This window comes from Amycolatopsis sp. BJA-103 (genome assembly GCF_002849735.1).
GTDB lineage: Bacteria > Actinomycetota > Actinomycetes > Mycobacteriales > Pseudonocardiaceae > Amycolatopsis.
Map to the genome: position 1 here is coordinate 874,753 of NZ_CP017780.1, position 25,163 is coordinate 899,915.

Below are 25,163 nucleotides of genomic sequence, written 5' to 3' on the forward strand. Positions count from 1 at the left end.
CGCATAGGACGCGGTGAAGGGCGCTTTCCCCGCATCCCATGCGGGGAAAGCGCCCTTCACCCGCCGTCTACTTGCCTCGCCGCAGCGACCGCGGGAACAGGCGGCCCTTCCAGGACATGGGCGCGTTCCGCTTCAGGCTCTTGCGGACCTCGTCGAAGGCCGGGCCCAGCTCCTGGTCGTCCGGGGGCTGGTCCGAGTACCAGGACTTCTCCACGACGCCGATGACCGTCCGCAGACCGGAGCGGCCTTCTTCGTCCAGGCGGTGCTTCTCGACGACCTTCCGGCCTGCCACGCGCACCGTGTCGCCGTCGGAGAGCGGCAGGCCGCGGTCCGCGCACTCGTCCATCAGTTCGCGCCAGGCCGCGTCGGCCGCGGCGGGGGAGTGGGACGCGATCTTCTGCAGTCGCAGCCGCCGCTTGATCTCCCGGATCGTGGTCGGCGTGCCGAGCCCGCCGAGGACGACCACCAGGATCAGCGCGAACCACCACGACACCCACGCCGCCAGGAACGCGAACGCCCCCACCCACAACCCGATCGCGATCAGTGGCAGCCAGTTCGCCACGTTCGGGTTGTCCAGGAACCCGCTGTCTTCACGGACCGCGGTGGGCGAGTCCGGTTCGCGGGACGGCGAAGGCGACGAGCGCAGGAGCGCCCGGTATCTCAACCGCGACCGCACGATCACGACCACGGACAGCGCGGCCGCCAAGCCGCCGAGAAGACCGGCGAGGATGGCGGGCCACAGCGGCTCTTCCTCCTGCTGGTCCGCGCCGCCGTCCGCGCCGGGATCCGCGCCCGGGTCGCGGGGAGTGCCGGTCGCGGGGGCGCTCGACGCCGGCGCGCTCGGCACTTCCTGGGTGTCGTTGGTCGCGGAGCTGCTCGTGTCCGTCTGCAGGTACGGCGGGACGACCGCGCGGCCGTCGACCAGCGGGGTCGGGTCGAAGCTGACCCAGCCCTTCGTCTGGAAGTAGACCTCGACCCACGCGTGGGCGTCCTCGGAGCTGATCGAGAGGTGATCGCCCTTCGGTGTCCCGGAGGTGAAGCCGATGGCGACCCGCGACGGGATGCCGACCGCCCGCAGCATCACGGCCATCGCGGACGCGAACTGCTCGCAGAACCCGCGTTTGCCGTTGAGGATGAAGTCGGCGAGCGCGTCGGAGTCGGTGGCGTCGGCGGTCTTGGTGTCGTAGACGAAGCCGTTCTGCGCGGTGAAGAACGACCAGATCGCCTGGGCCTTGTCGAAGTTGTTGGACTCGTTCTCCGTGAGCTGCTTGGCCTTCGCGACCACCCGGGGGTCGACGTTCTCGACCAGGGTGAACTGCGGCGGCACCTCGGCCAGCCGGGCGTCGTCGAGCCGGAGTTCGTCCTTCGACGGTTCCCTGATCGCCGCGGTCTCGGTGTAGGCGGGCGCGTTCTGCTTGGTCGTGGTGAACACGGCGCCGCCGACGGGGTCGTACAGCCAGTTGTCGGCCAGCCCGTTGAGCGTGCGCGGCACACCGTAGATCGGCAGCCAGTTGTCGACCCAGTTCGTCGGTTCGATCCGGATCTCGCGCCCGGGACCGGCGCCGTCGTCGCCCTTGACGGCCGGGAGCGGCTGGTTGGCCTGCACTCCCTGCTGGGCGCGGCCGTTCTGCGCGAGCCCCCAGCCCTTGTTCGGCGTGTAAGTGTCGAGGGTGAACGCGCGCAGCAGCCGCTTGTCCGCGCCCATCCCGTAGACCTTGAACAGTTCCACCTTCTCGCCTTGGTCGAGCAGGCCGCGCAGCTGCGTGAACGGCTCGACGCCGAACCCGCCCGCGCCTCCGCGGCCCGAACCGGTCCCACCGGGAAGGCTGCCGACCGTGCCGACACCGGTGGCGGCCGCGCCGATGACCAGGCCCAGCGCGATCGCGGCGCTCACCACGCCGACGGGGGCGGACAGCGTGCTCGCCGAGTTGCCCAGTCCGGGCGCTTCGCGGTTGCGCCAGCGGCGATGCCGGTGGTTGCCGTCGACGGCGAGCAACGCGGCGAACGCGGCGGCACCGAGCAGGAACGTCCACCACGGCAGCATTTCCTCGGCCAGCGCGGCGGGCACGGCGTACACGCACAGCAGCACCAGACCGGTCGCGGCGGGCGCGGCGGCGGCCACGGCCAGCGTGTCGACCAGCACCGCGACCAGGCCGATCGCGATGGTGACGAGGCAGAGGATCGGCGGTGTGCCCTCGATCGGCGGCAGCCCGACGCGGATCTGCTCGGCCGCCGCGGCGAGCACGCCGCGCAGTTCTTCGAGCGCGTCCGGGCCGGGGATGATCTTCAGGATCCCGCTGGTGGTGAACGCCCCGGTGATCAGGAACAGCAGCACCAGCAGCTGCGCCAGGCCGACGACGATGGTCGGCGCGCGCAGCGAGCGCAGGGCGAGCCCGGTGGAGGCGATCAGGACCACCGCGACCAGCAGATAGCCGAACCAGGCCCAGCCGTTGACGACCCCGGTCAGCGAGGTGGAGGCGAAGAGCGTGGCGAGCCCGGCGGCGATCGGCGCGAGCACGCTGCTCGTCCAGACCGGCGGTGGCGCCTCGGGACGCGGCTTGGGGGTGTGCGGCAGGGGTGGCGCGGTCGCGGTCACAGGCCGCCTCCGATCAGCGTGCCCCGGCGCATGGCGGTCTGGCACAGTTCGGCCCAGACCTGCTGCATGGGCGACCCGGGGCCGGCGACGACGACGCCCCAGCCCGCGGCGCGCAGCAGCGCCACCGACTCTTCGGTGGCGGCGGCACGGTTTTCGGGCCGGTTGACGCCCGAGGACCAGCCGGGGGTGTCGAGCAGCACGGCGAGGCTCCGGATCCCGCGCGGGCGGTACCGGGACAGCTCGTGCACGGATTCGTTGCTGACGGTGCCGAGCACGGCGATGAGTTCCTGTCCTTCGGCCGGATCGTGGCCGAGGGTGATGTCGCGCTGGTGCGCGGGCTGGAGCGCGGCGAGGACGTCGAGCACGACGTTGTCGTAGTGCTCGCCACCCTCACCGGGGGTGTCGGCCAGGGTCTGGCCGTGTTCGGTGATCAGCCGGACGCGGTGACCGGAGCGGCGCAGGTGCAGCCCGACCGAAGCGGCGAACGAAACGGCCCATTCGAGGCTCGCGGCGGGACCGGTGCCGTGGTGCGCGGCCGCGCGGTGGTCCAGCAGCACCGTGGTGCCGCCTCGCCACGGCCGCTCCTCGACGCGGACCATGATCTCGTCGCGGCGGGCGGTCGAGCGCCAGTGGACCTTCCGCAGGTCGTCGCCCTGGCGGTACTGCCGGACGATCACGTCCGCCTCGCCCTGTCCGGCGTGCAGGCGGATGCTGCCGTCGTCACCGGCGCCGATCCCGGCGCCGCTGGGCAGACCCCACAAGCCGACCACCTTCGGCACGACGACCAGCCGCGAATGCCCGATCAGCTCGCGTTCGAACTCGCACAGCCCGAACGGGTCGGTGATCGTCGCCCGCAGCGGGCCGACCTGCTGGACCCCGCGCAGCACCGGCTGCAGCGGGTACCGCAGCGCGACCCGCCGGTCGTGCGGCAGCCGCTCGACGACGAACCGCGGCCGCGAACCCAGCGCGTAGGGCACGCCGTCTTCGAGCAGCACCTCACCCGCCGGGAGCCTGCCGTCACGCCAGAGTTCGAGCTGGACCTCGCCGGGCGAGCCGACGGAGACCCGGTCCGGGCGCAGCGCGCGCGCCGCGCCCAGCCGCAGCCGGGTCGCCGAGATGAAGAAGGCGACCAGCAACGGCAGGGCGACGACGAAGATCGCGACGCGCAGCAGGTCCCGTTCGTTGAGCACGAACGAGCACACCGCCGCGGCGACGCCGGCGGCGAGGAGGCAGCGGCCGCGTGTGGTCAGGCCGGACAGAGCACGCAGCATGGCTCCGTTTTCCTTCTATTTATCAGCGGTGGTTCGTGCCCTGGGAGCCCTGCGGGACGGGAACGCGGTGCAGGATCGCGCGGACCACGTCGGTGGCCGAACGACGGGCGGCGTGCGCTTCGGTGGTGAGCACCATGCGGTGCGCCAGCACCGGGACCGCGACCGTGTGCAGGTCGTCCGGGACGACGAACTCGCGGCCCGAAAGCGCGGCCTGCGCCCGAGCGGCGCGGACCAGCTGCAGGGTGGCGCGCGGGGAAGCGCCGAGGCGGATCTCCGGCACCTGACGGGTCGCGGACACCAGCTCGACGGCGTACCGGCGGATCTCCGGCGACATGTGCACCGAGCGCACCGTCTCGATCAGCCGCTGCACCGAGTCGCGGTCGGACACGGGCTCGAGATCGGCGAGCGGGTTGTGCCCGGCGTGCTCGTCGACCATGGCCAGTTCGGCCTGCTGGTCGGGGTAGCCGATGGACACCCGCGCGGTGAACCGGTCCCGCTGGGCCTCGGGCAGCGCGTAGGTGCCCTCCATCTCGATCGGGTTCTGGGTGGCGATCACCATGAACGGCTCTTCGAGGTGGTACGTCGAGGTGTCGACGGTGACCTGGTGCTCTTCCATGCATTCGAGCAGGGCCGACTGCGTCTTCGGCGAGGCGCGGTTGATCTCGTCGCCGACCACGATGTTCGCGAACACCGGGCCGGGCCGGAACTCGAACCCGCCGCTCTGCCGGTTGTAGATGGACACCCCGGTGACGTCGCTGGGCAACAGGTCGGGGGTGAACTGGATCCGGCTGACGGTGCAGTCGATCGAGCGGGCCAGCGCCTTCGCCAGCGAGGTCTTGCCGACCCCGGGGACGTCTTCGACCAGGAGGTGGCCTTCGGCGAGCAGGGTCACGAGCGCGATGCGGATGACGTCGGGTTTGCCGACCAGTACCCGCTCCACGTTGGCGGCGATCCGCCGCGCCGTCTCGTGCAGTTCGTCGAGGGACGCTCTGCTCGCACGGCCGTTCTGACGGCCGCTCACCGAGCCCGCGGCCGTGGGGTACGGCGCTTGCCCGGTTGCCTGCTCGCCCTGCTGTTCGCCGGGCGTCGCAGACTGGATTCTCGACGTCACTCGACCTCCTGATGCCGCGTGGCTGGATGTCCGCTTGGTCTGCTGAGGGCCAGCTTTTCTCACCCGGGTGGTCCCCCGGGCAGCGGTCAGCCTCCCACGAAGTGTGTCAAACTCGGGCGAACTCGTGGGGGGAACCCCGCCAACCCCGGCCGATGACTCTGTGCAACCGGAGACATTACCTCGATCGGGTGAGGTGAGCGCGTTTTCAGGTGCTCCCGCTGACACGCGGTTTTGTCGTATGCTCCGTTGCGAGGTCGCTCGACTACGGAGAGGCGTAATCGCATATGAGCGAGGTGAGTACCGCCAAACCCCGGTTCGATCTGAGCGGGTTCGCGGTCGCCCCGGAGCTGGCGGCCGACGCCCACGTGAAGATCTCCGCCCTGCAGGACGTGGTCGGCCAGATGGTCCGCGAGGCCAAGGTGCTCGGTCGCACGGTTCCCCTTGGCGGGGGATACGCGGACGAGGTCGGCCGGTTCATGGCGCAGTACGGGATCGGTGCCGACGGCTCCGCGGTCGAGGCGCTCACCGCGTTCGGCAAGGAGCTCGAGGCGCTCAAGAACCGGATCGAGAAGGCGTTGGCCCGGTACACCCGTCAGGATGAACAAGCGGCGGCGGATGTGGACTGTGTCGGCGGCTGAACCCATGGCGTCCCGTGTCCCCCTTCTCGCCCTTTGTGGCGTGCTCACCGTCCTCACAGTGTCCGCCTGTGGGCAAGGAGCCGCAGGCCAGGCGCAGGTTCCGAGCACCGAGAAGGTGGTCGCCGGAGCTTCGGTCCAGGGCACGCTGCCGCCCGCCGTGCTGGATCCCTGCGCGCTGCTCGGCCCGCGGGACCGGTCGAGTGCCGGGCTGAACGTGCTCGGTGTCCCGAAGGAGATCAACGGCGCCCGCGCCTGCGACTGGACGGTGCCCGCCACCTTCGGCGTCACCATCACCGTGGACGAGAAGAACGGGCTGGCGGACCTCGAGATCGCGCGCAAGACCGCCACCAGGACCAAGGTCGGTGACCGGGAGGCGCTCAAGGTCGCGGACAAGAAGGCCGCCGACGGGACCTGCGCGGTCCTGCTCGGCATGGGGGACAAGGCGAGCGTCCAGATCGACGTGAGCAACACGAACTTCACCGACACCCCGCTCGCCTGCGAGCGCGCGGTGACGGTGGCGGGACTGGCCGAACCCAAACTGCCTTAGGAGAATCGGTGCCTGAAGGAGAGACGCCGGGCCGCGAGGTCCCGGTCGCGGCCACGCGGTACGAGGCCTACAGCCACGAGGCACTGGCCGCCGAAGTCGAAGCGGGCAACGACCCCGAGGCGGCCGGCGGCATCGGTGCCGCCTGGGACGCGCTCGCGCGGCGAATGCACGACGCGACGTCGGAACTGGCCGGGCTGGTCAGCAGTAGTGAGGAGAACTGGCGCGGTGAGGCGGGTGACGCGCTCCGCGGCGTGCTGTCCACGGCGTCCGGCTGGCTGACCTGGTCCGCCGATCTCTCGTCCGCGCTGGGGCAGGCCGTCTCCGGACAGGCCGAGGCGGCCGCGCGCGCCCGCGCGGACATGCCGCCGCCGGTGGACTACGACCCCGGCGCGATGATCCGCGGCGCCGCGGCGGGCGGGAACCTCGCGCTTCTCGCCGCGCTCGCCGACGAGATGGAGGCCAAGCACGCGGAGGCCGAGGCGGCTAGGCGCAAGGCCGTCGACGTCATGAACACCCGCGACGCCTCACTGCATTCGCTGACCCCGCGGATCTCGTTCGGGAAGCCGCCCGAGCTGGGGCGGTCTTGATCCGGGTTTCCGCGTCGGCGTTCGACGTTCTCTGGTCCGATCTCGGCCACGCGGCCCCGCCGTGGCCGCTGTCCGTCCGCAGTGTCGGCGGCACGGAAGCGGAACGCGCGGAGATCCGCGGCGCGGTCTACGAAAACCTTGTAGAACGCGGCCTTTATGACGGAGATCGGCTCGATGCCGCGTTGGAAGCGCGACTGGACCTTCTCGCGCGCGCCGACGTCTACGTCGAATGTGAGGCTCTGGCCGACATGACGGCCGAAGCGCCGTTCCGCGCCGTCGCGGCCGCGCGCGGGCGGCACGGCGTGCTGGCCACCCAGCCCGAACAGACCATCGCGCTGTCCGGGATCGGCGACGGCGGGGTGTTCGCCGCGATCGTCGACGTCCTGCCGGAGCTGCGGCCCGGCCCCGGCTACGGGATCAGCCTGCCCGCGGCGCGCTTCGACGGTGACCTGGAAGATCCGGTGTTCGGCGACGGCGGACGATCGTCGGCTTCGGACGATCAGCTGCGCGAGGTGCTCGCGATCCAGGCGCGGCCGGTCTACAGCGCGGGCCAGTTCACCGTGCGGACCCGGGACCGCGACGGCCGGGCGCACCGGGCGGGCGGGCTGACCTGGTTCGACACCGACGTCGGCGCGTACTGCGCCGCGCGGACCGAGGGGCGCGGCGGGCAGGCCTGGGTCACCGTGTCCCCTGTGGACGGTCCCCGGCTGGCCGCGCGGCTGGCTTCGCTGCTGGACCCTGACCGCTAGAACTTTCGAAGTCCGTGAAGGCCTCCTTCCCTACCCTCACGGTAGGGAAGGAGGCCTTCACGGACCTCCGACGTCAGCAGTCCTTTGTCGACATTTCATGGGATGAACCGACGTCACCCTCCACAGTGTCCCCACCGCTCCCCACCGGATTCCCCACTTTCGCCCCCACTTCGCCCCACAGCAGGGTTCCGGCTGCCGATAACCGGACGCATCAGGCATCGGTGAGGTTGCTTCGATACCCGCCCAGGGGGATCTTGGCCACCGTCCCCCACCACGCCCCCACCTGGCCCCACCTGGCTGACCAGCGAAAACGTCTGACACGACGGAGTGGTCGCGGCTTTTGACGCGTTGACTGTGGTGAAAAGTGGGGTACGGTGGTGCGCAGTGGGGCAGTAGGGAGCCCCGTGACCGGCATTGGTTGTTCACAGCCGAAGTCGGTAGGGAGGTGGAGCCGATGTTCCTCGGCACCCACACCCCGAAACTGGACGACAAAGGGCGGCTCACGCTGCCCGCGAAGTTCCGCGACGCACTCGCCGGTGGGCTGATGGTCACCAAGGGTCAGGATCACTGTCTCTTCGTCTTTCCCCGGGCCGAGTTCGAGCAGATGGCGAGGAAGGTCGCCGACGCCCCGTTCACGAACGAGGCGGTCCGGGCCTACCAGCGTTATCTCTTCGCCGGGACGGACGAACAACGCCCGGACGGGCAAGGACGTGTCGCGATCGCGTCCGAGCTCCGACGCTACGCCGGGTTGAACAAGGAGTGCGTGGTGATCGGGGCGATCACCAGGTTGGAGATCTGGGATGCCCAAGCGTGGCAGGGCTACCTGGACGAACACGAGGACAGCTACGCGAAGGCTCGAGAGGAAGTTCTGCCGGGCGTCTTCTAGACGTGACCGAGGAAGCACCCACGCCGTCGGGGGGCGCGGGTTCCTGCTTCGGACACGCCGGAAACCGCCCACACGGATGCCGTGAGGCCTCTGTCCGCTCAGTGGCCCTGGTACACCTTCCCCGGTACCAGGTCAGTAAGCGGGCGGACAGGGACCTGACGGCATCCGGCATCTTCCCCGGCACTACAGGAAAGGGGGGAAGACATGGCAGACGAACACGAGCACGTTCCGGTGCTGCTGAAGCGCATCGTCGAACTGTTCGAGCCGGTCTTCTCCGACCGCGAGGCCGTGCTGGTCGACGCGACCGTCGGACTCGGCGGTCATTCCGACGCGCTGCTCACCGCGTTCCCCGCACTGCGCCTGGTCGCGCTCGACCGGGACCCCAACGCGCTGGAACTCTCCGCGAAACGGCTTGCGCCGCACGGGGATCGCGTCGACTTCGTGCACGCCGTCTACGACGAGATGCCGTCGGCGCTCCAAGGTCTCGGACTGTCCAGAGTGGACGGGATCCTGTTCGACCTCGGTGTCTCTTCGATGCAGCTGGACCGCGCCGAGCGTGGTTTCGCCTACTCCAAGGATTCCCCGCTCGACATGCGGATGGACCCGACCACCGGGATCACCGCGGCCGACGTGCTCAACACCTACACGCCGGGCGAGCTGATCCGGATCCTGCGCGACTACGGCGAGGAACGGTTCGCCCAGCGGATCGTCAAAGCCGTTGTGGCGGCACGGGAGAAGGAACCTTTCACGCGCAGCGGACGGCTGGTGGAACTGCTGTACGACGCGGTCCCCGCGGCGAGCAGGCGCACCGGCGGGCATCCGGCGAAGCGCACCTTCCAGGCGTTGCGGATCGAGGTCAACGGCGAGCTGGAAGTGCTGCGGCGGGCGATGCCGCGGGCGCTGTCGGTGCTGGCCGTCGGCGGCCGCATCGTCGTCGAGTCCTATCAGTCCCTCGAGGACCGCCTGGTCAAACAGGCACTCGCGGAACTGGCGAAATCCCGGACCCCGGAAGGGCTTCCGGTGGAACTGCCGGGCCACGGCCCGGAACTGAAACTGCTCACCAGAGGGGCCGAGAAGGCCGGCGAGGCGGAGACCGAGCAGAACACACGGGCCGCCTCCGTGCGGCTGCGAGCCGCCGAACGGATCGGAGACCGAGCACGATGACCGCTCCCGCGAAGTCCCGCGGCCGCCGGACACCGGCGCCCGGACGAGGTGCCCGCGCGACCAGCACGGTCGACGAGACGCCGGACACCACCGAGACCACGAAGTCCAGCCGTGCCTCCCGCGGCCGGACGTCGGCGGCCGAGCGCGCCTACGCCCGTCGCGCCCAGCGCGCGGATCTGCTGCAGCGCGACCAGCAGCGCAACCGTCCCGACGCCGAAGGCGGCGCGGGCAAGGCCGAGCCGAGGAAGAAGCTCAAGCTGCGCTGGCCGCGTTCGCGCGCGTCGTTCGTGCTGATGATGATGGGCATGCTGGCCGTCGGCGTGGCGTGCACGCTGTGGCTGACCACGCAGGCCATCGCCGACTCGTACCGGCTCGAACAGCTCCGCACGACCAATGCCGGGCTGGCCGAGGCGAAGGAACGGCTGCAGCGCGAGGTCGCGAAGGCCGAGTCGCCCGCTTCTCTCGCGCCCAAGGCCAGGGAGCAGGGCATGGTGCCCGGCGGCGACCCCGCGCACCTCGTGGTCGGTACGGACGGACAGTCCACTGTGGTCGGTGAGCCGAAGAAGGCGGAAGCCGACACGCCCGCGGCGCAGGCCGATCCGGTGCCGCCGCCCGCCGAGGGGACGCAGCAAGGCGCGCCGATCGAGGGCGACCAGCCCGCGGTCCCGCAGGAGAACGCGGCGACCCCGGCGCAGGGAGGTCAGTGATGTCACCCGGCCGCCCGGCGCAAGCACGGGCCCGGTCGGTGGGGAGCGCGAGGCGGACCTACGCCGCCGGGACCCGCCGCGCCACCGCCCGGCGGGGCAACGGAGGGAATCCGAGCCGGTTCACCGGCGTCCGGATCCTGCTGATCATCATGATGGTGCTCGCCGGCCTCAAACTGGTGCAGGTGCAGTGGTTCGAGGCCGGTGCGCTGTCCGAAGCGGCGGAACGGCAGCGGACGTCCGTGATCGAAAGTCCCGCGCAGCGTGGGTCCATCATGGACCGCAACGGGACGAAGATCGCGTTCAGCATCGAGGTGCGGACACTCGCGGTGAGCCTGAACTGGCTCCACAAGACCATGGACGACTTCGCCGCGAAGAACCCGGCCAAGGGCAAGAACTTCGAGACCGAGGTGGCGGGCGCGGCGAAGCTGATCGCGGCCAAGCTGCCTGGGGTGATCACCGAGAAGGACCTGCTGGACAAGTTCCACAAGCCGGACGCGTTCACCTACCTGGTCCACGACATCGAACCGTCGGTCGCCGACTCGATCGTCAAGGAATACCCGTGGATCAGCGTCGAGAAGCGCTCGAAGCGGGAGTACCCCGGAGACTCGGTCGGGGCGAACATCATCGGTTTCGCGAACTGGCGGACCGACGACAAGGACATCTCCAAGCACAACCTGCACGGTGGCTACGGACTCGAAGCCTCGCGGGACTACGACCTCGCCGGGACGCCGGGCCGCAAGATCGTCAACACCCGGAACGGCAACGACAACCTTGTCATCCCCGGTACCGAGCGGGACATCCAGAACGCCGTCCCCGGTTCGGATCTGCAGCTGACGATCGACACCGACCTGCAGTACGAACTGCAGCGGCAGCTGAGCGAGTACGTCGTCAAGTCGAAGGCCAAGGGCGGCCAAGCGGTCATCATGGATTCGAAGACCGGCGAGGTCTACGCGCTGGCCAACGACAAGACGGTCAACCTCAACGACCCGGCTTCGCGCAGTGAGACGGAGAACCTGAACAACCGCGCGGTGACCACGCCGTTCGAACCCGGTTCGGTGAACAAGATCGTCACCGCCGCGGGCGCGATCGACCAGGGCGTCACCACGCCGGAGTCGTCGATGTCGGTGCCGGGTTCGCTGCAGGTCGCGGACAAGATCGTCAAGGACGCCTGGCACCACGGGGCGCAGCAGTTCACCACCACCGGCATCTTCGCGAAGTCCTCGAACGTCGGCACCCTGTTGCTGGCGCAGAAGCTCGGCGAGGACCGTTACGCGGACCTGCTCAAGAAGTTCGGTCTCGGCCAGCGCACTGGTCTCGGCCTCCCCGGCGAGAGCCCGGGCGTCGTCCCGCCGCGCAACCAGTGGTACGCCACGACTTTCGGGAACCTGCCGATCGGGCAGGGGCTCTCGATGACCGTCGTGCAGATGGCCGCGATGTACCAGGCCATCGCCAACGACGGGCTGCGCGTGGAACCCCGCGTGGTCAAGGCGAAGGTCAATCCGGACGGGACCGTCGTCCCCGAACCGGCGCCGAAGACCGTGCAGGTCATCAGCCCGCAGGCGGCGAAGACCGTGCGCGACATGATGCGTGCCGTGACACAGAGCGGCCGCGGGCAGCAGAGCGGCACCGGGCCGAAGGCGGCGCTGGAGGGCTACCAGATCTCGGGCAAGACGGGCACCGGCCAGCAGGTCGACCCGCAGACGAAGACGTACAGCAACCATCTGTACAACATCACCTTCGCCGGGATCCTGCCCGCCGACAACCCGCGGTTCGTGGTCGGTATCCGGCTCGACGCGCCGGACACCTCGCTGCCAGGCGGTGGCTCGTCCGCGCCGCTGTTCCACTCGGTGGCCGCCTACCTGGCGCAGCGGTTCCAGATCCCGCTTTCGGACGGTCCCACGCCTCAGGTGCCGCTGGTGCTTTCCTGACGGACCACGCGTGATGGGAGCCGGGACTCGCTCATCCGTCTGGAGACACGTGAGATCCGGCTTCAGTCACACGAGATCCGGCTCCGAACACGCGAGAGCCGGCTTCGGTCACCCCGGCTGAGCGGCCCGGCACCCGTGTTGCGAAAGCCACTTTCGCAACCTTCAACGTTGCGAAAGTGGCTTTCGCGTCATGCCCGGTCGGCACGGCGTCAGAGAGCGGTCGTCGCTGTGCGTGAACGGGTCCCCGCACCGAGCACCGCCCGAAACGCCGGCACCGCTCATCGCCGAAGTCCTCAAGCGACAGTCGGAAGCCGTTGCGTGCCAAGGAGAGCTCATGAAACCCATTACCACGAGCATGATCACCGCGCTCACACCCCGCACCGCTTCCGTCACCCGAATGCCGCGCCGGTAACCTCCTTTGCTGTGTCGGTGCCTACTTCAGATCCCCGCAGCGGTCCCGCCGTCGAAAGCGGGTCCGGCGCGACGGCTGCCCAGGTCCCGGACAGCCCGGTCAAGGCCGTCGCCGCACCCCCGCGTCCGGCCAGGATCGAGCCGATGCCGCTGGGCACGCTGCTCGCCAGGGCGGGCGCGCGGCTCGTGGTGGGCGGTGACGACTACCCGTCCGCGGCCGAGCTGACGGTCACGGGAAGCACGCTTCGCGCGCAGCACGTCCTCCCCGGAGACCTCTTCGCCGCGCTTCCCGGTGCCCGCGCCCACGGCGCGGACTTCAGCGACCAGGCCATCGCCTCCGGCGCGGCAGCGGTGCTCACCGACGAGGCGGGCGCCGGGCGTCCGGTGCTCCGTGACGCCGGCGTGCCGATCCTGGTGCACCCGGACCCGCGGGCGGCGCTCGGCGAGATCGCCGCCTGGATCTACGGCGAGCCGTCGCTGGAGCTGTCCGTCCTCGGTATCACCGGGACGTCCGGCAAGACCACGACCTCGTACCTGGTCGACGCCGGGCTCAAGGCGGCCGGGCTCACCACCGGGCTGATCGGCACGGTCGAGACCCGGATCGCGGGCGAGCGGCTGGCCAGCGGGTTCACCACCCCCGAGGCGCCGGATCTGCAGGCGCTCCTGGCGGTGATGGTGGAGCGCGGGGTCACGCACGTCCCGATGGAGGTCTCCAGCCACGCGCTGTCGCTGGGCCGGGTCAACGGCACGCGCTTCGCGGTCGGTGCCTTCACCAACCTCTCCCAGGATCACCTGGACTTCCACAAGGACATGGAGGAGTACTTCGCCGCCAAGTCGCTGTTGTTCGACGGCCGCTCCACCGCCGAGGTGGTCGTCGTCGACAGTGCCTGGGGCCACGCACTCCTCACCCCGCACACGGTGACCGTCTCCACCGAGCCGGGAACGGACGCACTGTGGCACGCCACCGACCTGACGCCCACCCCGGCGGGCGAGCAGACCTTCACCCTCCACGGCCCCGGCGGCCTCGCCGCTTCGGCGAAGATCCCGCTGCCGGGTGAGTTCAACGTGGCGAACGCCGTCCTCGCGGCCGCGATCCTCGACACCGCCGGTGTCCCGCTCGAAGCCATCGTCGCCGGGCTCGCCTCGGTCGAGGTGCCGGGCCGGATGGAGCGGGTCTACCTCGGCCAGCCGTTCACCGCGGTGGTCGACTACGCGCACAAACCCGCCGCGGTCGCGCAGGGGCTCGACGCGCTGCGCGCCCGCACCGAGGGCCGGATCATCACCGTCCTCGGCTGCGGCGGCGACCGTGACACCGCGAAGCGCCCGGTGATGGGCGAGGCGGCGGTCCGGCGCAGCGAGGTGCTGATCGTGACCGACGACAACCCGCGCTCGGAGGATCCGGCCGCGATCCGGGCGGCCATGCTGGCCGGTGCCCGCAACGCCGGACCGGCGCTGGGCGGCGAGATCCTCGAGATCGCCGACCGCCGGGAAGCCATCGTCCACGCGGTCGAGCTCGCCCGCCCCGGGGACATCGTGCTCATCGCGGGCAAGGGCCACGAGACCGGCCAGGAGGTCCAGGGTGTCGTGCACCCGTTCTCCGACCGGGACGAACTCGCCTCCGCCATCCGCAGACGTCTGGAGACAGTGTGATCGTGCTCAGCCTCGCCGAGATCGCCGGCATCGTCGGCGGCAGGCTGCATCGGACCGACGGCACCGCCGAGGTCACCGGAAGCGTCGAATTCGACACCCGCGAGATCACGCCAGGTGGCTTGTTCGTCGCGCTGCCGGGCGCCAAGGTCGACGGCCATGACTTCGCCGCGAGGGCCGTCGAGTCCGGCGCCGTCGCGGTACTCGCGGCCCGCGAGGTCGACGCCCCGGCCGTGATCGTGCCGCCGCTCGACGCCGGTGTCGCCCATGATCGGGCGTTCGCGCTGGTCTCGGACAAGGACGGGGCGGGCGCCGCGGTGCTGGCCGCGCTGGCGAAGCTCGCCCGGCACGTGATCCAGAAGCTTTCCAGTGACCACCTGACCGTCGTCGGGGTCACCGGTTCGGCGGGCAAGACCTCGACCAAGGACATCATCGCCCAGCTGCTGGAGCCGCTCGGCCCGACGGTGGCGCCGCCGGGATCGTTCAACAACGAGCTGGGCCACCCCTGGACGGCGCTGCGGGCCGACGCCTCGACCCGGCAGCTGGTGCTGGAGCTGTCCGCCCGCGGGCCCGGCCACATCGCCGAGCTGGCGGCCATCGCGCCGCCGCGGATCGGGGTCGTGCTCAACGTCGGCACCGCGCACGTCGGCGAGTTCGGCTCGCGCGAGGGCATCGCCAAGGGCAAGGGCGAGCTCGTGGAGGCACTGCCGAGCGCTGAAGACGGCGGCGTCGCCGTCCTGAACCTCGATGACCCGTACGTCGCGGCGATGGCGAGCCGCACGAGCGCGCGGGTGGTGTTCGTCGGCGAGAGCGAGTCCGCGCAGGTCCGTGCCGTGGACATCACCCTCGACGGCGAAGCACGACCGTCGTTCCGCCTGGTCACTCCGGAGGGCGAGGCGCCGGTGAAGCTCCCGCTCTACGGCGAGCACCAGGTCGGCAACGCGCTCAGCGCCGCCGCCGTGGCACTGGAAATGGGCTCGACGACCGAGGAGATCGCGGCGCGTCTGTCGGGCCTCGAGCGGCGCTCGGACCGCCGCATGGAGGTCAGCACCCGGGCCGACGGCGTCACGGTGCTCAACGACTCGTTCAACGCCAGCCCCGAGTCGATGCGGGCCGCCCTCAAGGCACTCGCGTCGATGAGCGAGCAGCGCCGTTCCTGGGCGGTGCTCGGTGTGATGGGCGACCTCGGCGAGGACTCGGTCGCGGCGCACGACGGCATCGGCAGGCTCGTCGTCCGGCTCAACATCGACAAGCTCGTGGTCATCGGACAGGCCGCCGCGGCCACGCACCAGGGCGCGCAGCAGGAGGGTTCCTGGGGCGAGGAGTCGGTACTGGTACCCGACGTCGAGGCCGCCATCGCCCTGCTGCATGATCAGCTCCGCGCGGGCGACGTGGTGCTGGTGAAGGCGTCCAAGGCCGCCGCGCTGTGGAGGGTGGCCGACGCCGTGCTCGCCTCTCCCGCAACGAACGTTGAAACCCCTGAAGTAGCCCCTTCCCCCTCTCAAGAACGCTCGAACGGTGGTGACGCGTGATCAGCATCCTGATCGCGGCCGCGGCGGGCCTGCTGGTCTCCATCCTCCTCACTCCCTATCTGATCCGGGTCTTCTCCCGGCAGGGCTTCGGCCAGGAGATCCGGGAGGAAGGACCGCAGGGACACAAATCCAAGCGCGGTACCCCGACGATGGGTGGTGTCGCGATCATCGTCGCGATGGTCGTCGGGTATTTCGTGGCTCATCTGATCAGCTCGCTCAGCGGCGGCAACGGCACCGGCGGCCCGTCCGCTTCGGGCCTGCTGGTCCTCGCGCTGGCGGTGGGTCTCGGGATCGTCGGGTTCCTCGACGACTTCATCAAGATCCGCAAGCAGCGCAACCTCGGGCTGAACAAGACCGCGAAACTGGTCGGCCAGCTGGTGGTCACGATCGGATTCGCGATCCTGGCGCTGCAGTTCGCCGACGAGCGCGGGCTGACCCCGGCGTCGGAGAGCCTGTCCTACGTGCGGGACCTCGCGCTGATCACCTTCCCGTCGGTGTTCTTCGTGATCTTCTGCTACATCGTCATCTCGGGCTGGTCGAACGCGGTGAACTTCACCGACGGCCTCGACGGTCTCGCGGGCGGCACGGCGGCGATGGTGCTGGCGACCTACGTCGTCATCGCCTTCTGGCAGACCCGCCTCTCGTGCGCGGTCACCCCGCAGGCCGCCTGCTACGACGTCCGTGACCCGCTGGACCTGGCCGTGGTGGCCGCGGCGGCGACCGGTGCCTGTGTCGGGTTCCTCTGGTGGAACGCGGCACCGGCGAAGATCTTCATGGGCGACACCGGTTCGCTGGCCCTCGGTGGCCTCGTCGCCGGTCTGTCGATGACCACCCGCACCGAACTGCTCGCCATCGTCATCGGCGGTCTGTTCATGGTCGAGATGATCTCGGTGGTCGCGCAGATCGCGGTCTTCCGCACGACCCGGCGGCGGCTGTTCCGGATGGCCCCGTTCCATCACCACTTCGAACTCGCGGGCTGGGCGGAGACCACGGTCATCATCCGGTTCTGGCTGCTCTCGGCCATCTGCTGCATGTTCGGTCTCGGCCTGTTCTACAGCGAACAGCTCGGTCTCGGGGGTTAAGCGGTGCCGTCAGTGTCGCTTGATGGCCGCCACGTCCTCGTCGCCGGTGCCGGGGTCACCGGCAAGTCGATCGTCCCCGTCCTGAGGGAGCTGGGCGCGCGGATCACCGTCACCGACGGCAACGCCGAACGGCTGGCGGAGCTCGAAGGACTCGGCGCCGAGCTGGTGCCCGGCCTGACGGAGCCGCCCGAAGGTGTCGAGCTGGTCGTGACCAGCCCTGGCTGGAAGCCGACGTCGCCGTTGCTGGTGGCGGCGGCCGGGGCGGGGATCGAAGTGATCGGCGACGTCGAGCTGGCGTGGCGCGTCGGGCAACTGCGCGACAAGCCGCCGGTGTGGCTCGCGATCACCGGCACCAACGGCAAGACCACCACGGTCGGGATGCTGGAGTCGATCCTGCGTTCCGCCGGGGTCGACGCCGTGGCCTGCGGGAACGTCGGCTTCGCGGTACTCGACGCGGTGCGCGCCGGGCACGAGGTGCTCGCCGTGGAGCTGTCGAGCTTCCAACTGCACTGGTCGTCCACACTGGCCCCGCTCGCCTCGGTGGTGCTGAACCTGGCCGAGGACCACCTCGACTGGCACGGCTCGATGGAGGAGTACGCGGCCGCGAAGGGGCGGGTCCACACCCACTCCCGGAACGTGGTGCACAACCTCCACGAGGAATGGTCCATCCGGCTCGCGGACGAGCACTCGCCCGCGGACGCCCGCCGGGTCGCCTTCGGCATGGACACCCCGCGGCCGGGTGAACTCGGGATCGTGGAAGACCTGCTGGTCGACCGCGCTTTCGTCGCCGAACCGGCGACCAGCGCCGACGAACTCGGCACCCTGGCCGACGTCCGTCCCGCCGGTCCGCACAACGTCTCCAACGCGCTCGCCGCGGCCGCGCTGGCCCGCGCGTACGGCGTCAGCGGCGAGGACGTCGCCAAGGGCCTGCGCGAGTACCGCCCCGCCCCGCACCGCGCCGAGGAGATCGGCGAGATCGACGGCGTCCGGTACATCAACGACTCCAAGGCGACCAACCCGCACGCGGCGAGTGGATCACTGCGCGCGCATCTGAACGTCGTCTGGATCGCCGGTGGCCAGCTCAAGGGCGCTTCCGTGGACGAGCTCGTCGGCTCGATCGCCGGCAGGCTCCGCGGGGTCGTGCTGTTCGGCGTGGATTCACCCGTGATCGCCGCCGCTGTTGCGCGACACGCGCCGGATGTCCCGGTCAACAGCCTCCCTTCGGGTGACGATGACACCATGACTGCGGCGGTGAAGGCGGCCCGCGCCCTGGCGCGCCCTGGAGATGTGGTGCTGCTGGCCCCCGCCGCGGCGTCGTTGGACATGTACTCGAGCTACGGCGCACGCGGCGACGCGTTCGCGAGCGCGGTCCGTGTCCTGCGCGACGGTGCGGGGGAGACCAGTGACGGCGGTTGAGGAAAGAAAGGGTCAGCCTGCCCCACGGCAGCGCAAGTCTCGTGACGGGCGTGAGCGCAAGGAAAGCCCGTTCGTCGCCTTCCGCACCGCGCTGACGGCGTGGCTTTCGCGGCCGCTCGCCTCGTTCCATCTGGTACTGGCGCTCACCGGCGTGCTGACCGTGATCGGCGCCGTGATGGTGCTGTCCGCGTCCTCGGTCGCTTCCTACAACCCGAAGACCGGCACCGGCGTGTACGCCCAGTTCAGCAAGCACATCATGTTCGTCGCGATCGGCGCGGTGGTGTTCTGGGTCGGGCTGCGGATCCCGCTCGAACGCGTCCGGCGGCTGTCGGCGACGGCGACCGTGGTCTGCCTCGGGCTGCTCGTGCTGGTGCTGACCCCGCTCGGGTCCGAGGTCAACGGCTCGCAGGGCTGGTTCCGGCTCGGCGGATTCGCCTTCCAGCCGGTCGAGGCGGCCAAAGTCGCACTCGCCTTCTGGGGCGCGCACATCCTGGTGATCAAGTACAACATCATCAACCAGTGGCGGCATCTGCTCGTTCCGGTCGTGCCGATCGCGCTGCTGATGTTCGCGCTGGTCATGATGCAGCCCGACCTCGGCGGCACGATCACCCTCGCGGTAGTGCTGCTGGCCCTGCTGTGGTTCGCGGGCGCGCCGAAACGGCTGTTCGGCGTCATCCTCGCGGGTGGTCTCGCCGGGATCCTGGTGCTGGCCATCATCGCGCCGTACCGGCTCGCGCGGGTCATGTCGTTCGTCTCCGGCGACCCGGACACCAGCGCGGACGGCTTCCAGGCCAACCAGGCGAAACTCGCGCTCGCCGACGGCGGGATGTTCGGCAAGGGCCTCGGCCAGGGCCAGTCCAACTGGGGCTACCTGCCGAACGTGCAGAACGACTTCATCTTCGCCCTGATCGGTGAGGAACTCGGCTTCATCGGCTGCGTGGTGGTGCTGGGGCTGTTCGCCGGGGTCGCCGTCGTCGGCCTGCGGATCGCCACCCGGAACCTCGACCCGTGGATCCGCATCGTCGCCGGCACGCTGACCGTTTTCCTGGTCGCGCAGGCGGGTATCAACATCGGGTACGTCGTCGGCCTGCTGCCGGTCACCGGGGTCACGCTGCCGTTGATCTCCTACGGGGGGACGTCGCTGGTGATCACCATGCTCATCATGGGGATCCTCGCCAACGCCGCCCGGCACGAGCCGGAGGCGGTGGCCGCACTGCGCTCGCAGGGGCCGGGTAAATTCGGACGCCTGCTGAGGCTTCCCGCGCCCGAGCCGTACCGCCCGCCCGCCAAGCGCAAGGGCAGCGCGGCCAGGAGCGTCGCCGCCAAGGCGGCGAGGCCCGCGCCGAGGACGGCGAGGCCTTCGCCCGCCCAGGAACGGCGCCGTTCGGTGCGGGAACCCGGCAGGCGGACGGCCGCGCGAACGGCAGTGAACCGCGGTACCGCGAAACGGGGTACCGCAAACCGGAGAGGTCATAGGTGAACAACCCCGTTAGAGCCGACGCTGCAGCCGAGGTCGCGGGCAAGGCGCCGGTGGTCGTGGTCGCCGGCGGCGGCACCGCAGGACACATCGAACCCGCTCTCGCCCTCGCCGACGCGGTGATGCGCCTGCGCCCCGACGCGAAGGTGATCGCGCTGGGGACCGAGCGCGGGCTGGAGAACAAGCTGGTCCCGGCACGTGGCTACCCGCTCGAGCTGATCCCCCCGGTGCCGATGCCGCGCAAGCCGACTCCCGAGCTGCTGAAGATGCCGATGAAGGTCCGCGACTCGGTCAAGCGCACCCGGGAGATCCTGGAGCGGGTCGGCGCGGACGTCGTCGTCGGCTTCGGTGGCTACGTCGCGCTCCCGGCGTATCTCGCCGCGCGCGGGCGCACGCCGATCGTGGTGCACGAGGCCAACGAGAAGCCGGGCCTGGCGAACAAGGTCGGCGCGCGGTTCGCCGTCCGCGTCGCGGTCGCCGTCCCGGGGACGCCGCTGGCGAAGGCCGAGGTCATCGGCATCCCGCTGCGGCGCTCCATCACCTCGCTCGACCGGGCCGCGCTGCGCGCCGAGGCCCGTGAATTCTTCGGGCTCGACCCCGACGCCCCCACGCTGCTGGTCTTCGGCGGCTCGCAGGGCGCGGTGTCGATCAACGGCGCCGTCTCCGGCGCGGCCAAGGAGTTCGCGGACGCCGGTGTCGGCGTCCTGCACGCCCACGGGCCGAAGAACACGCTGGTCGTCCAGGAGTTCCCTGGAAGGCCCGCCTACGTCCCGGTGCCGTACCTGGAGCGCATGGACCTGGCCTACGCCGCCGCCGACGCGGTGCTGTGCCGCTCCGGCGCGATGACCGTCGCCGAGGTCTCCGCCGTCGGCCTGCCCGCGGTGTTCGTCCCGTTGCCCTACGGCAACGGCGAACAGGCGGTCAACGCCCGTCCCGCGGTCGACGCGGGTGCCGGGCTGATGCTCGACGACGCCGACCTCAGCCCCGCCAAGGTCGCGGAGCTGGTGATCCCCCTGGTGACCGACGCCGACAGGGTCGCGAAGATGAGTGCGGCCGCGGTCGGCCTCGGCCACCGTGAAGCCGACGAGACCCTTGCCAAGATCGTGCTGGAGGCCGCCGGTGCCTGACACTGGGTTTGATCAAGAGCTGCCCGACACGCTGACGCGTGCCCACCTGATCGGGATCGGCGGCGCCGGGATGAGCGGCATCGCCCGCATCCTGCTGGCCCGCGGTGCCCAGGTCTCCGGTTCCGACGCCAAGGAGTCGCGCGCGTTCCTGTCGCTGCGGGCCCAGGGCGCCGAGATCGCCGTCGGCCAGGCACCCGAGAACCTCGACGCGTTCCCCGAAGGCCCGTCCTCGGTGATCGTGTCGACCGCGATCAAGGAGACCAACCCGGAACTGGTGGCCGCGCGGGAACGCGGGATCACCGTGCTGCACCGCGCGCAGGCGCTGGCCGGGCTGATGGAGGGCCACCGCGTCGCGTGCATCGCCGGGACGCACGGCAAGACGTCGACGACGTCGATGCTGACCGTCGCGCTGCAGCACTGCCATCTCGCCCCCTCGTTCGCCATCGGCGGCGACCTCAACGAGTCGGGCGCGAACGCGCACCACGGCGAGGGCGGCGTCTTCGTCGCCGAGGCCGACGAGAGCGACGGGTCGTTCCTGGCCTACTCGCCGTCGGTAGCCGTGGTGACCAACGTCGAGCCGGACCACCTGGACCACCACGGCACCGCCGAGGCGTACGTCTCGGTGTTCACCGACTTCCTCGGCCGGATCGCGCCGGGCGGGCTGCTCATCGTCTGCGGTGACGACGAGGGGGCCGACGCGCTGGGTGCGCGGGCCTCGGCGCGGGGCATCCGCGTCCGCCGCTACGGGCGTTCGGTCACCGGCGCGGACGACGCCCGGATCCTGGACTTCGCGCCCGCACCGGACGGCGGCGTCGTCCGGATCTCCTTGCAGGGCGAGGAGATCACTCTCCGGGTCGCGGTGCCGGGCGAGCACATGGCGCTGAACGCGATCGCGGCCCTGCTGGCCGGGATCGAGCTGGGCGCGCCCGTCGAAGGACTGGCCGAAGGGCTCGCCGCGTTCGGCGGTGTCCGGCGGCGGTTCGAGTTCAAGGGCCGCTCAGGCGACGTCCGGGTGTACGACGACTACGCGCACCACCCGACCGAGGTCGACGCGCAGCTGCGCGCGGTGCGGACGGCCGCGGGCACGGGCCGGGTCATCGTGGTCTTCCAGCCGCATCTGTACTCGCGCACGAAGACGTTCTCGAAGGAGTTCGCGGCCGCGCTGTCGCTGGCCGACGAGGTCGTCGTGCTGGACGTCTTCGGCGCGCGCGAGAAACCGGAACCCGGGGTGAGCGGCGCGCTCATCGCCGACCAGATCTCCGGCACTCCCGTGCACTACCAGCCCGCGTTCGACGTCGCGGCGAAGCTCGCGGCGGACCTGGTCGAACCCGGCGACCTGCTGGTGACCATGGGCGCCGGCGACGTCACGCAGCTCGGCCCGGAGATCCTGGCCGAGCTGGACCGGCGGGCGGGCTAGCGATGACATCGGCCGGCGGGCAGCCATGACGCAGACCGGGGAACGCCGCCGCCCGGCCGAACCCGGTCGGCGTCCGAGCAGGGACCGGGCCGGGGCCGACCGGGCTCGACGGGCGAAGGCCCGGCGCGGCAAGCGGTCCGTCCAGGACCGCCGCCGCACCACCCGGCCGGTCAAGCGCAGGGAGATCCGGCGGCGCTGGGTCGCGCTGCTTTCGGTGCTGACCGTCGTCGCGCTCGTCTACCTGCTGTGGTTCAGCTCGATGCTGGGCGTGCAACAGGTGGACGTCGTCGGCGCGAGTTCCGTGCCCGCGGACCAGATCCGCGGCACGGCGGCGGTGCCGGACCAGAAGCCGATGCTGCGCCTGGACACCGACGAGATCCGCGACCGGGTGGCGCAGATGCCCGGTATCGCCACCGTCGACGTCTCCCGGTCCTGGCCGAGCACCCTCGAGATCACCGTGACCGAACGTGCCGCGATCGCGTTCTTCGACAGCGGGCCCGGCGGCGACGGGGTGCACCTCGTCGACGGCGGGGGAGTGGTGTTCAAGACGGTCAAGGAACGGCCCGCGGGGCTGCCCGAGCTCAAGCTGCCGTCGGTCTCGGCCGACGACCCGGTGACCCGCGCGGTGACCGGCGTCCTCGGCGTGATCCCGCTGCAGTTGCTCAAGCAGGTCACCACCGCGACGGCGAAGACTCCCGGCAGCGTCGAGTTCGCGCTGGCCGATGGGAAGACCGTGCGGTGGGGGACCCCGGCCGACACCGAACGCAAGGCGAAGGTCCTCGCCGCGCTGCTCACGCGCGAGGGGAAGGTCTTCGACGTCTCGGCCCCGGACCTGCCCACCGTCTCCTGACGCGTTTCGCCGACTACCGCAACCAGAGGGCTAAACGCGAGGGTTGACCAGGGCTTCGATGCCGTCCAGCATGCGCTCCAGGCCGAACGTGAAGCTTTCGTCGGCGGCATCGCAGGTCTCGGCGTCGTACCCGCCGCTTTCCCACATCCGCGTCATCGCCGGATGCCGCTCGACGTCGAAGTACTTCTCCCAGAACACCGACCGCTGCCCCCACCAGGCGTCGGTCGACTGCCCGGTCTCCTGCTCGACCTGCGCTGTCTCGGCCGATAGCGCCGCGTTCGCCTGGACGTAGATCTCGATGCTGTTCGCCGCGGCCGCGGCCTTGCGCGGCGGCAGCCCGATGTCCGACACCGCCGCGATCAGGTACTCCTGACCCGCCATCAGCCCGGGTCCGAGCACCGGCCGCACCATCGACGTCGAGCGCAGCCACGGATGCGCCCGGAACACGGTCAGGGTGCGCTCCGCGTAGAGCCGCACCTGCTCACGCCAGCCGTCCGGCCGGGGCTCGCCGGGGCCGGGGAGGTCCCGTCCGGCGAACACCGAGTCCACCATGAGGTCGAGCAGTTCGGTCTTGCCGGGGACGTAGGTGTAGAGCGTCATCGTGCCGACGTCGAGTTCCTTGGCGATCTGGCTCATCGACACGGTCGCCTCGCCCGCGCCGTCGGCGAGCGCGATGGCGGTGGAGATCACCTGGTCGAGGGTCAGTTTCGGCTTCCGACCCCTGGTCGGCTGCCGGGCGTCGCCGCGGTCACGCCACAACAGATCGAGGCTGCGCTCGACGTCCATCCACACTCCACTCGGCCGTGAAGCTGGATTCTACATTCTCGTATGCGGTACGGTTAAACTATTACCGTAGGACGTACGAAAAGGAGTGGGGAATCGTGACGATCCTGGTGACCGGTGCGACCGGAAGCGTCGGCAGGCTGCTGGTCGACGAGCTGGTGAAGGCCGGGGCGCCGGTACGGGCGCTGACCGTCAACCCGGTGAAGGCGGCGCTGCCGGAACAGGTGGAGGTCGCCAAGGGCTACCTGGGCAAGCCGGAGACACTGCCCGAGGCCTTGAAGGGCATCGACACCGTGTACCTGGCGCCGCTGGCGGACACGGTGGACGACTTCGTGAAGCTGGCGAAGGAGGCCGGGGTGCGCCGGGTGGTGGCTCTGTCGGGCAGCAACGCCGACGACCCGTCGGAGGGCTCGAGTGGTGTGGCCTACGCGATCGTCGAGAAGGCCGTCCGGGAGGGAGGGTTCGACTGGACGTTCCTGCGGCCGGGCGCGTTCATGAACAACACGCTCGGCTGGGCGGAGACGATCAAGGCCGAGCGAGTGGTCCGCGAGGCCTACGCCGAAGCGCGGATGACGCCGATCGACCTCGGGGACATCGCCGCCGTCGCGGCGCACGTCATCCTGACCGAGGGACACGACGGCAAGAAGCACACGCTGAGCGGGCCGACGGCGATCAGCCAGCGCGAACAGGTCGCCGCCATCTCGGCCGCGCTCGGCGAAGAGGTGGTCTTCCAAGAGCTCACCCGGGACGAGGCGAACAAGCAGTGGGCGGCCGCCGGGATCCCGGTGGAGATCGCGGAGTGGCTGCTCGACGGCTTCGCGTACTTCACCGAGAACCCCGACACGCCCACCGGCGTCGTCCAGGAGCTAACCGGACGGCCCGGTGTCTCCTATGCGGAGTGGGCCGTGGCGAACGTCGAAGCGTTCCGCTGACGAAACGCGGGTGGTGGGCTCTCAGCGCGCCCGGCGGGGGAGGCTGGTTCTCTTGAGGGGTGAGGCAAAGGTGGCGTGTCGTTGAGGTGTGCGCCGAATGTGGCATTGGGGTCGTTGAGTGTCCCCAATGCCACATTCGGGGCGATCGGGGATCGGTGACTCGACGTCGTGGCCCGGGGGTACCGGAACCCGGCGGGGGTTTGACGCGAAGGGCGCTTTCCCGCGTGCGATGCGGCGAAAGTCCCCTTCACCCAGCCCGACACTCCCACGCGGCATCGCTGTGACTACTGCTGTTCCTGGGGCCA

The 25,163-nt window shown here is 70.5% G+C and carries 21 protein-coding genes; 17 read left to right on the forward strand and 4 right to left on the reverse strand.

Features of this window, described 5'->3' with window-relative positions:
• Nucleotides 1-67: 67 nt before the first annotated feature.
• The 3 genes from BKN51_RS04045 to BKN51_RS04055 are packed head-to-tail and all read right to left on the reverse strand — an operon-like array spanning nt 68 to nt 4,978.
• Nucleotides 68-2,596: a transglutaminase TgpA family protein gene (locus tag BKN51_RS04045; RefSeq protein WP_101606337.1), complete on the reverse strand. Its 2,529-nt coding sequence runs from the start codon at nt 2,594-2,596 to the stop codon at nt 68-70.
• Nucleotides 2,593-3,867, reverse strand: a complete 1,275-nt coding sequence (locus BKN51_RS04050; RefSeq protein WP_101606338.1) for a DUF58 domain-containing protein — start codon at nt 3,865-3,867, stop codon at nt 2,593-2,595. The genes BKN51_RS04045 and BKN51_RS04050 overlap by 4 nt, the downstream gene beginning before the upstream one ends.
• A 22-nt stretch (nt 3,868-3,889) precedes the next feature.
• On the reverse strand, nt 3,890-4,978 hold the full coding sequence (locus BKN51_RS04055; RefSeq protein WP_168214258.1) for an AAA family ATPase: 1,089 nt from the start codon (nt 4,976-4,978) through the stop codon (nt 3,890-3,892).
• A gap of 284 nt (nt 4,979-5,262) precedes the next feature.
• Between BKN51_RS04055 and BKN51_RS04060 the strand changes: the two genes are divergently transcribed.
• From BKN51_RS04060 to BKN51_RS04135, 16 genes are all read left to right on the forward strand, one after another.
• Nucleotides 5,263-5,616, forward strand: coding sequence for a hypothetical protein (locus BKN51_RS04060; protein WP_037304290.1), 354 nt, complete (start codon nt 5,263-5,265; stop codon nt 5,614-5,616).
• Between the two features lie 40 nt (nt 5,617-5,656).
• Nucleotides 5,657-6,163 (forward strand): DUF3558 domain-containing protein, encoded by a 507-nt coding sequence (locus BKN51_RS04065; RefSeq protein ID WP_335645064.1) that lies wholly within the window; start codon nt 5,657-5,659, stop codon nt 6,161-6,163.
• An 8-nt stretch (nt 6,164-6,171) separates the two neighbouring features.
• On the forward strand, nt 6,172-6,750 hold the full coding sequence (locus tag BKN51_RS04070; RefSeq protein ID WP_101606339.1) for a PE-PGRS family protein: 579 nt from the start codon (nt 6,172-6,174) through the stop codon (nt 6,748-6,750).
• Nucleotides 6,747-7,499, forward strand: coding sequence for an ESX secretion-associated protein EspG (locus tag BKN51_RS04075; RefSeq protein ID WP_101606340.1), 753 nt, complete (start codon nt 6,747-6,749; stop codon nt 7,497-7,499). The genes BKN51_RS04070 and BKN51_RS04075 overlap by 4 nt, the downstream gene beginning before the upstream one ends.
• Before the next feature lie 454 nt (nt 7,500-7,953).
• The gene (mraZ, locus tag BKN51_RS04080; RefSeq protein WP_076155107.1) at nt 7,954-8,385 is read left to right on the forward strand and encodes a division/cell wall cluster transcriptional repressor MraZ; all 432 of its coding nucleotides are present in this window, start codon (nt 7,954-7,956) and stop codon (nt 8,383-8,385) included.
• Nucleotides 8,386-8,589: 204 nt separating this feature from the next.
• On the forward strand, nt 8,590-9,549 hold the full coding sequence (rsmH, locus tag BKN51_RS04085; RefSeq protein ID WP_101606341.1) for a 16S rRNA (cytosine(1402)-N(4))-methyltransferase RsmH: 960 nt from the start codon (nt 8,590-8,592) through the stop codon (nt 9,547-9,549).
• Nucleotides 9,546-10,256, forward strand: coding sequence for a hypothetical protein (locus tag BKN51_RS04090; RefSeq protein WP_101606342.1), 711 nt, complete (start codon nt 9,546-9,548; stop codon nt 10,254-10,256). Before rsmH ends, BKN51_RS04090 begins: the two co-directional genes overlap by 4 nt.
• Nucleotides 10,256-12,184 (forward strand): peptidoglycan D,D-transpeptidase FtsI family protein, encoded by a 1,929-nt coding sequence (locus tag BKN51_RS04095; RefSeq protein WP_101606343.1) that lies wholly within the window; start codon nt 10,256-10,258, stop codon nt 12,182-12,184. Before BKN51_RS04090 ends, BKN51_RS04095 begins: the two co-directional genes overlap by 1 nt.
• A gap of 555 nt (nt 12,185-12,739) precedes the next feature.
• Complete coding sequence (locus tag BKN51_RS04100; protein WP_101613034.1) at nt 12,740-14,245, forward strand: UDP-N-acetylmuramoyl-L-alanyl-D-glutamate--2,6-diaminopimelate ligase; 1,506 nt, start codon at nt 12,740-12,742, stop codon at nt 14,243-14,245.
• Entirely contained in the window at nt 14,242-15,774 is a 1,533-nt protein-coding gene (locus BKN51_RS04105) for a UDP-N-acetylmuramoyl-tripeptide--D-alanyl-D-alanine ligase (RefSeq protein WP_101606344.1), read from the forward strand. Before BKN51_RS04100 ends, BKN51_RS04105 begins: the two co-directional genes overlap by 4 nt.
• Nucleotides 15,771-16,856: a phospho-N-acetylmuramoyl-pentapeptide-transferase gene (gene mraY / locus BKN51_RS04110; RefSeq protein ID WP_076154832.1), complete on the forward strand. Its 1,086-nt coding sequence runs from the start codon at nt 15,771-15,773 to the stop codon at nt 16,854-16,856. The genes BKN51_RS04105 and mraY overlap by 4 nt, the downstream gene beginning before the upstream one ends.
• Before the next feature lie 12 nt (nt 16,857-16,868).
• Nucleotides 16,869-18,272 carry a UDP-N-acetylmuramoyl-L-alanine--D-glutamate ligase gene (gene murD, locus BKN51_RS04115; RefSeq protein WP_101606345.1) on the forward strand — a complete coding sequence of 468 codons (1,404 nt, stop codon included), beginning with the start codon at nt 16,869-16,871 and terminating at the stop codon, nt 18,270-18,272.
• Nucleotides 18,259-19,752, forward strand: a complete 1,494-nt coding sequence (gene ftsW / locus BKN51_RS04120; RefSeq protein WP_101606346.1) for a putative lipid II flippase FtsW — start codon at nt 18,259-18,261, stop codon at nt 19,750-19,752. Before murD ends, ftsW begins: the two co-directional genes overlap by 14 nt.
• Nucleotides 19,749-20,876 carry an undecaprenyldiphospho-muramoylpentapeptide beta-N-acetylglucosaminyltransferase gene (gene murG / locus BKN51_RS04125; protein ID WP_101606347.1) on the forward strand — a complete coding sequence of 376 codons (1,128 nt, stop codon included), beginning with the start codon at nt 19,749-19,751 and terminating at the stop codon, nt 20,874-20,876. Before ftsW ends, murG begins: the two co-directional genes overlap by 4 nt.
• The gene (gene murC / locus BKN51_RS04130; protein WP_101606348.1) at nt 20,869-22,293 is read left to right on the forward strand and encodes a UDP-N-acetylmuramate--L-alanine ligase; all 1,425 of its coding nucleotides are present in this window, start codon (nt 20,869-20,871) and stop codon (nt 22,291-22,293) included. Before murG ends, murC begins: the two co-directional genes overlap by 8 nt.
• Before the next feature lie 25 nt (nt 22,294-22,318).
• Nucleotides 22,319-23,143: a cell division protein FtsQ/DivIB gene (locus tag BKN51_RS04135; protein WP_101606349.1), complete on the forward strand. Its 825-nt coding sequence runs from the start codon at nt 22,319-22,321 to the stop codon at nt 23,141-23,143.
• Nucleotides 23,144-23,173: 30 nt separating this feature from the next.
• Here the strand turns inward: BKN51_RS04135 and BKN51_RS04140 are convergent, their stop codons facing one another.
• Nucleotides 23,174-23,929, reverse strand: a complete 756-nt coding sequence (locus BKN51_RS04140) for a TetR/AcrR family transcriptional regulator (protein ID WP_101606350.1) — start codon at nt 23,927-23,929, stop codon at nt 23,174-23,176.
• A gap of 95 nt (nt 23,930-24,024) precedes the next feature.
• On the opposite strand from BKN51_RS04140, the gene BKN51_RS04145 reads away from it, so the two are divergent.
• Nucleotides 24,025-24,858: an NAD(P)H-binding protein gene (locus BKN51_RS04145; protein ID WP_101606351.1), complete on the forward strand. Its 834-nt coding sequence runs from the start codon at nt 24,025-24,027 to the stop codon at nt 24,856-24,858.
• Nucleotides 24,859-25,163: the final 305 nt, after the last annotated feature.

What these genes read in the sequence shown, in the direction of transcription:
- BKN51_RS04090 (WP_101606342.1), top strand. Translation starts at nt 9,546, where the DNA reads ATGACCGCTCCCGCGAAGTCCCGCGGCCGCCGGACACCGGCGCCCGGA.
- BKN51_RS04140 (WP_101606350.1), bottom strand. Translation starts at nt 23,929, where the DNA reads ATGGACGTCGAGCGCAGCCTCGATCTGTTGTGGCGTGACCGCGGCGAC.
- mraZ (WP_076155107.1), top strand. Translation starts at nt 7,954, where the DNA reads ATGTTCCTCGGCACCCACACCCCGAAACTGGACGACAAAGGGCGGCTC.
- BKN51_RS04095 (WP_101606343.1), top strand. Translation starts at nt 10,256, where the DNA reads ATGTCACCCGGCCGCCCGGCGCAAGCACGGGCCCGGTCGGTGGGGAGC.
- BKN51_RS04135 (WP_101606349.1), top strand. Translation starts at nt 22,319, where the DNA reads ATGACGCAGACCGGGGAACGCCGCCGCCCGGCCGAACCCGGTCGGCGT.
- rsmH (WP_101606341.1), top strand. Translation starts at nt 8,590, where the DNA reads ATGGCAGACGAACACGAGCACGTTCCGGTGCTGCTGAAGCGCATCGTC.
- BKN51_RS04060 (WP_037304290.1), top strand. Translation starts at nt 5,263, where the DNA reads ATGAGCGAGGTGAGTACCGCCAAACCCCGGTTCGATCTGAGCGGGTTC.
- BKN51_RS04050 (WP_101606338.1), bottom strand. Translation starts at nt 3,867, where the DNA reads ATGCTGCGTGCTCTGTCCGGCCTGACCACACGCGGCCGCTGCCTCCTC.
- BKN51_RS04100 (WP_101613034.1), top strand. Translation starts at nt 12,740, where the DNA reads ATGCCGCTGGGCACGCTGCTCGCCAGGGCGGGCGCGCGGCTCGTGGTG.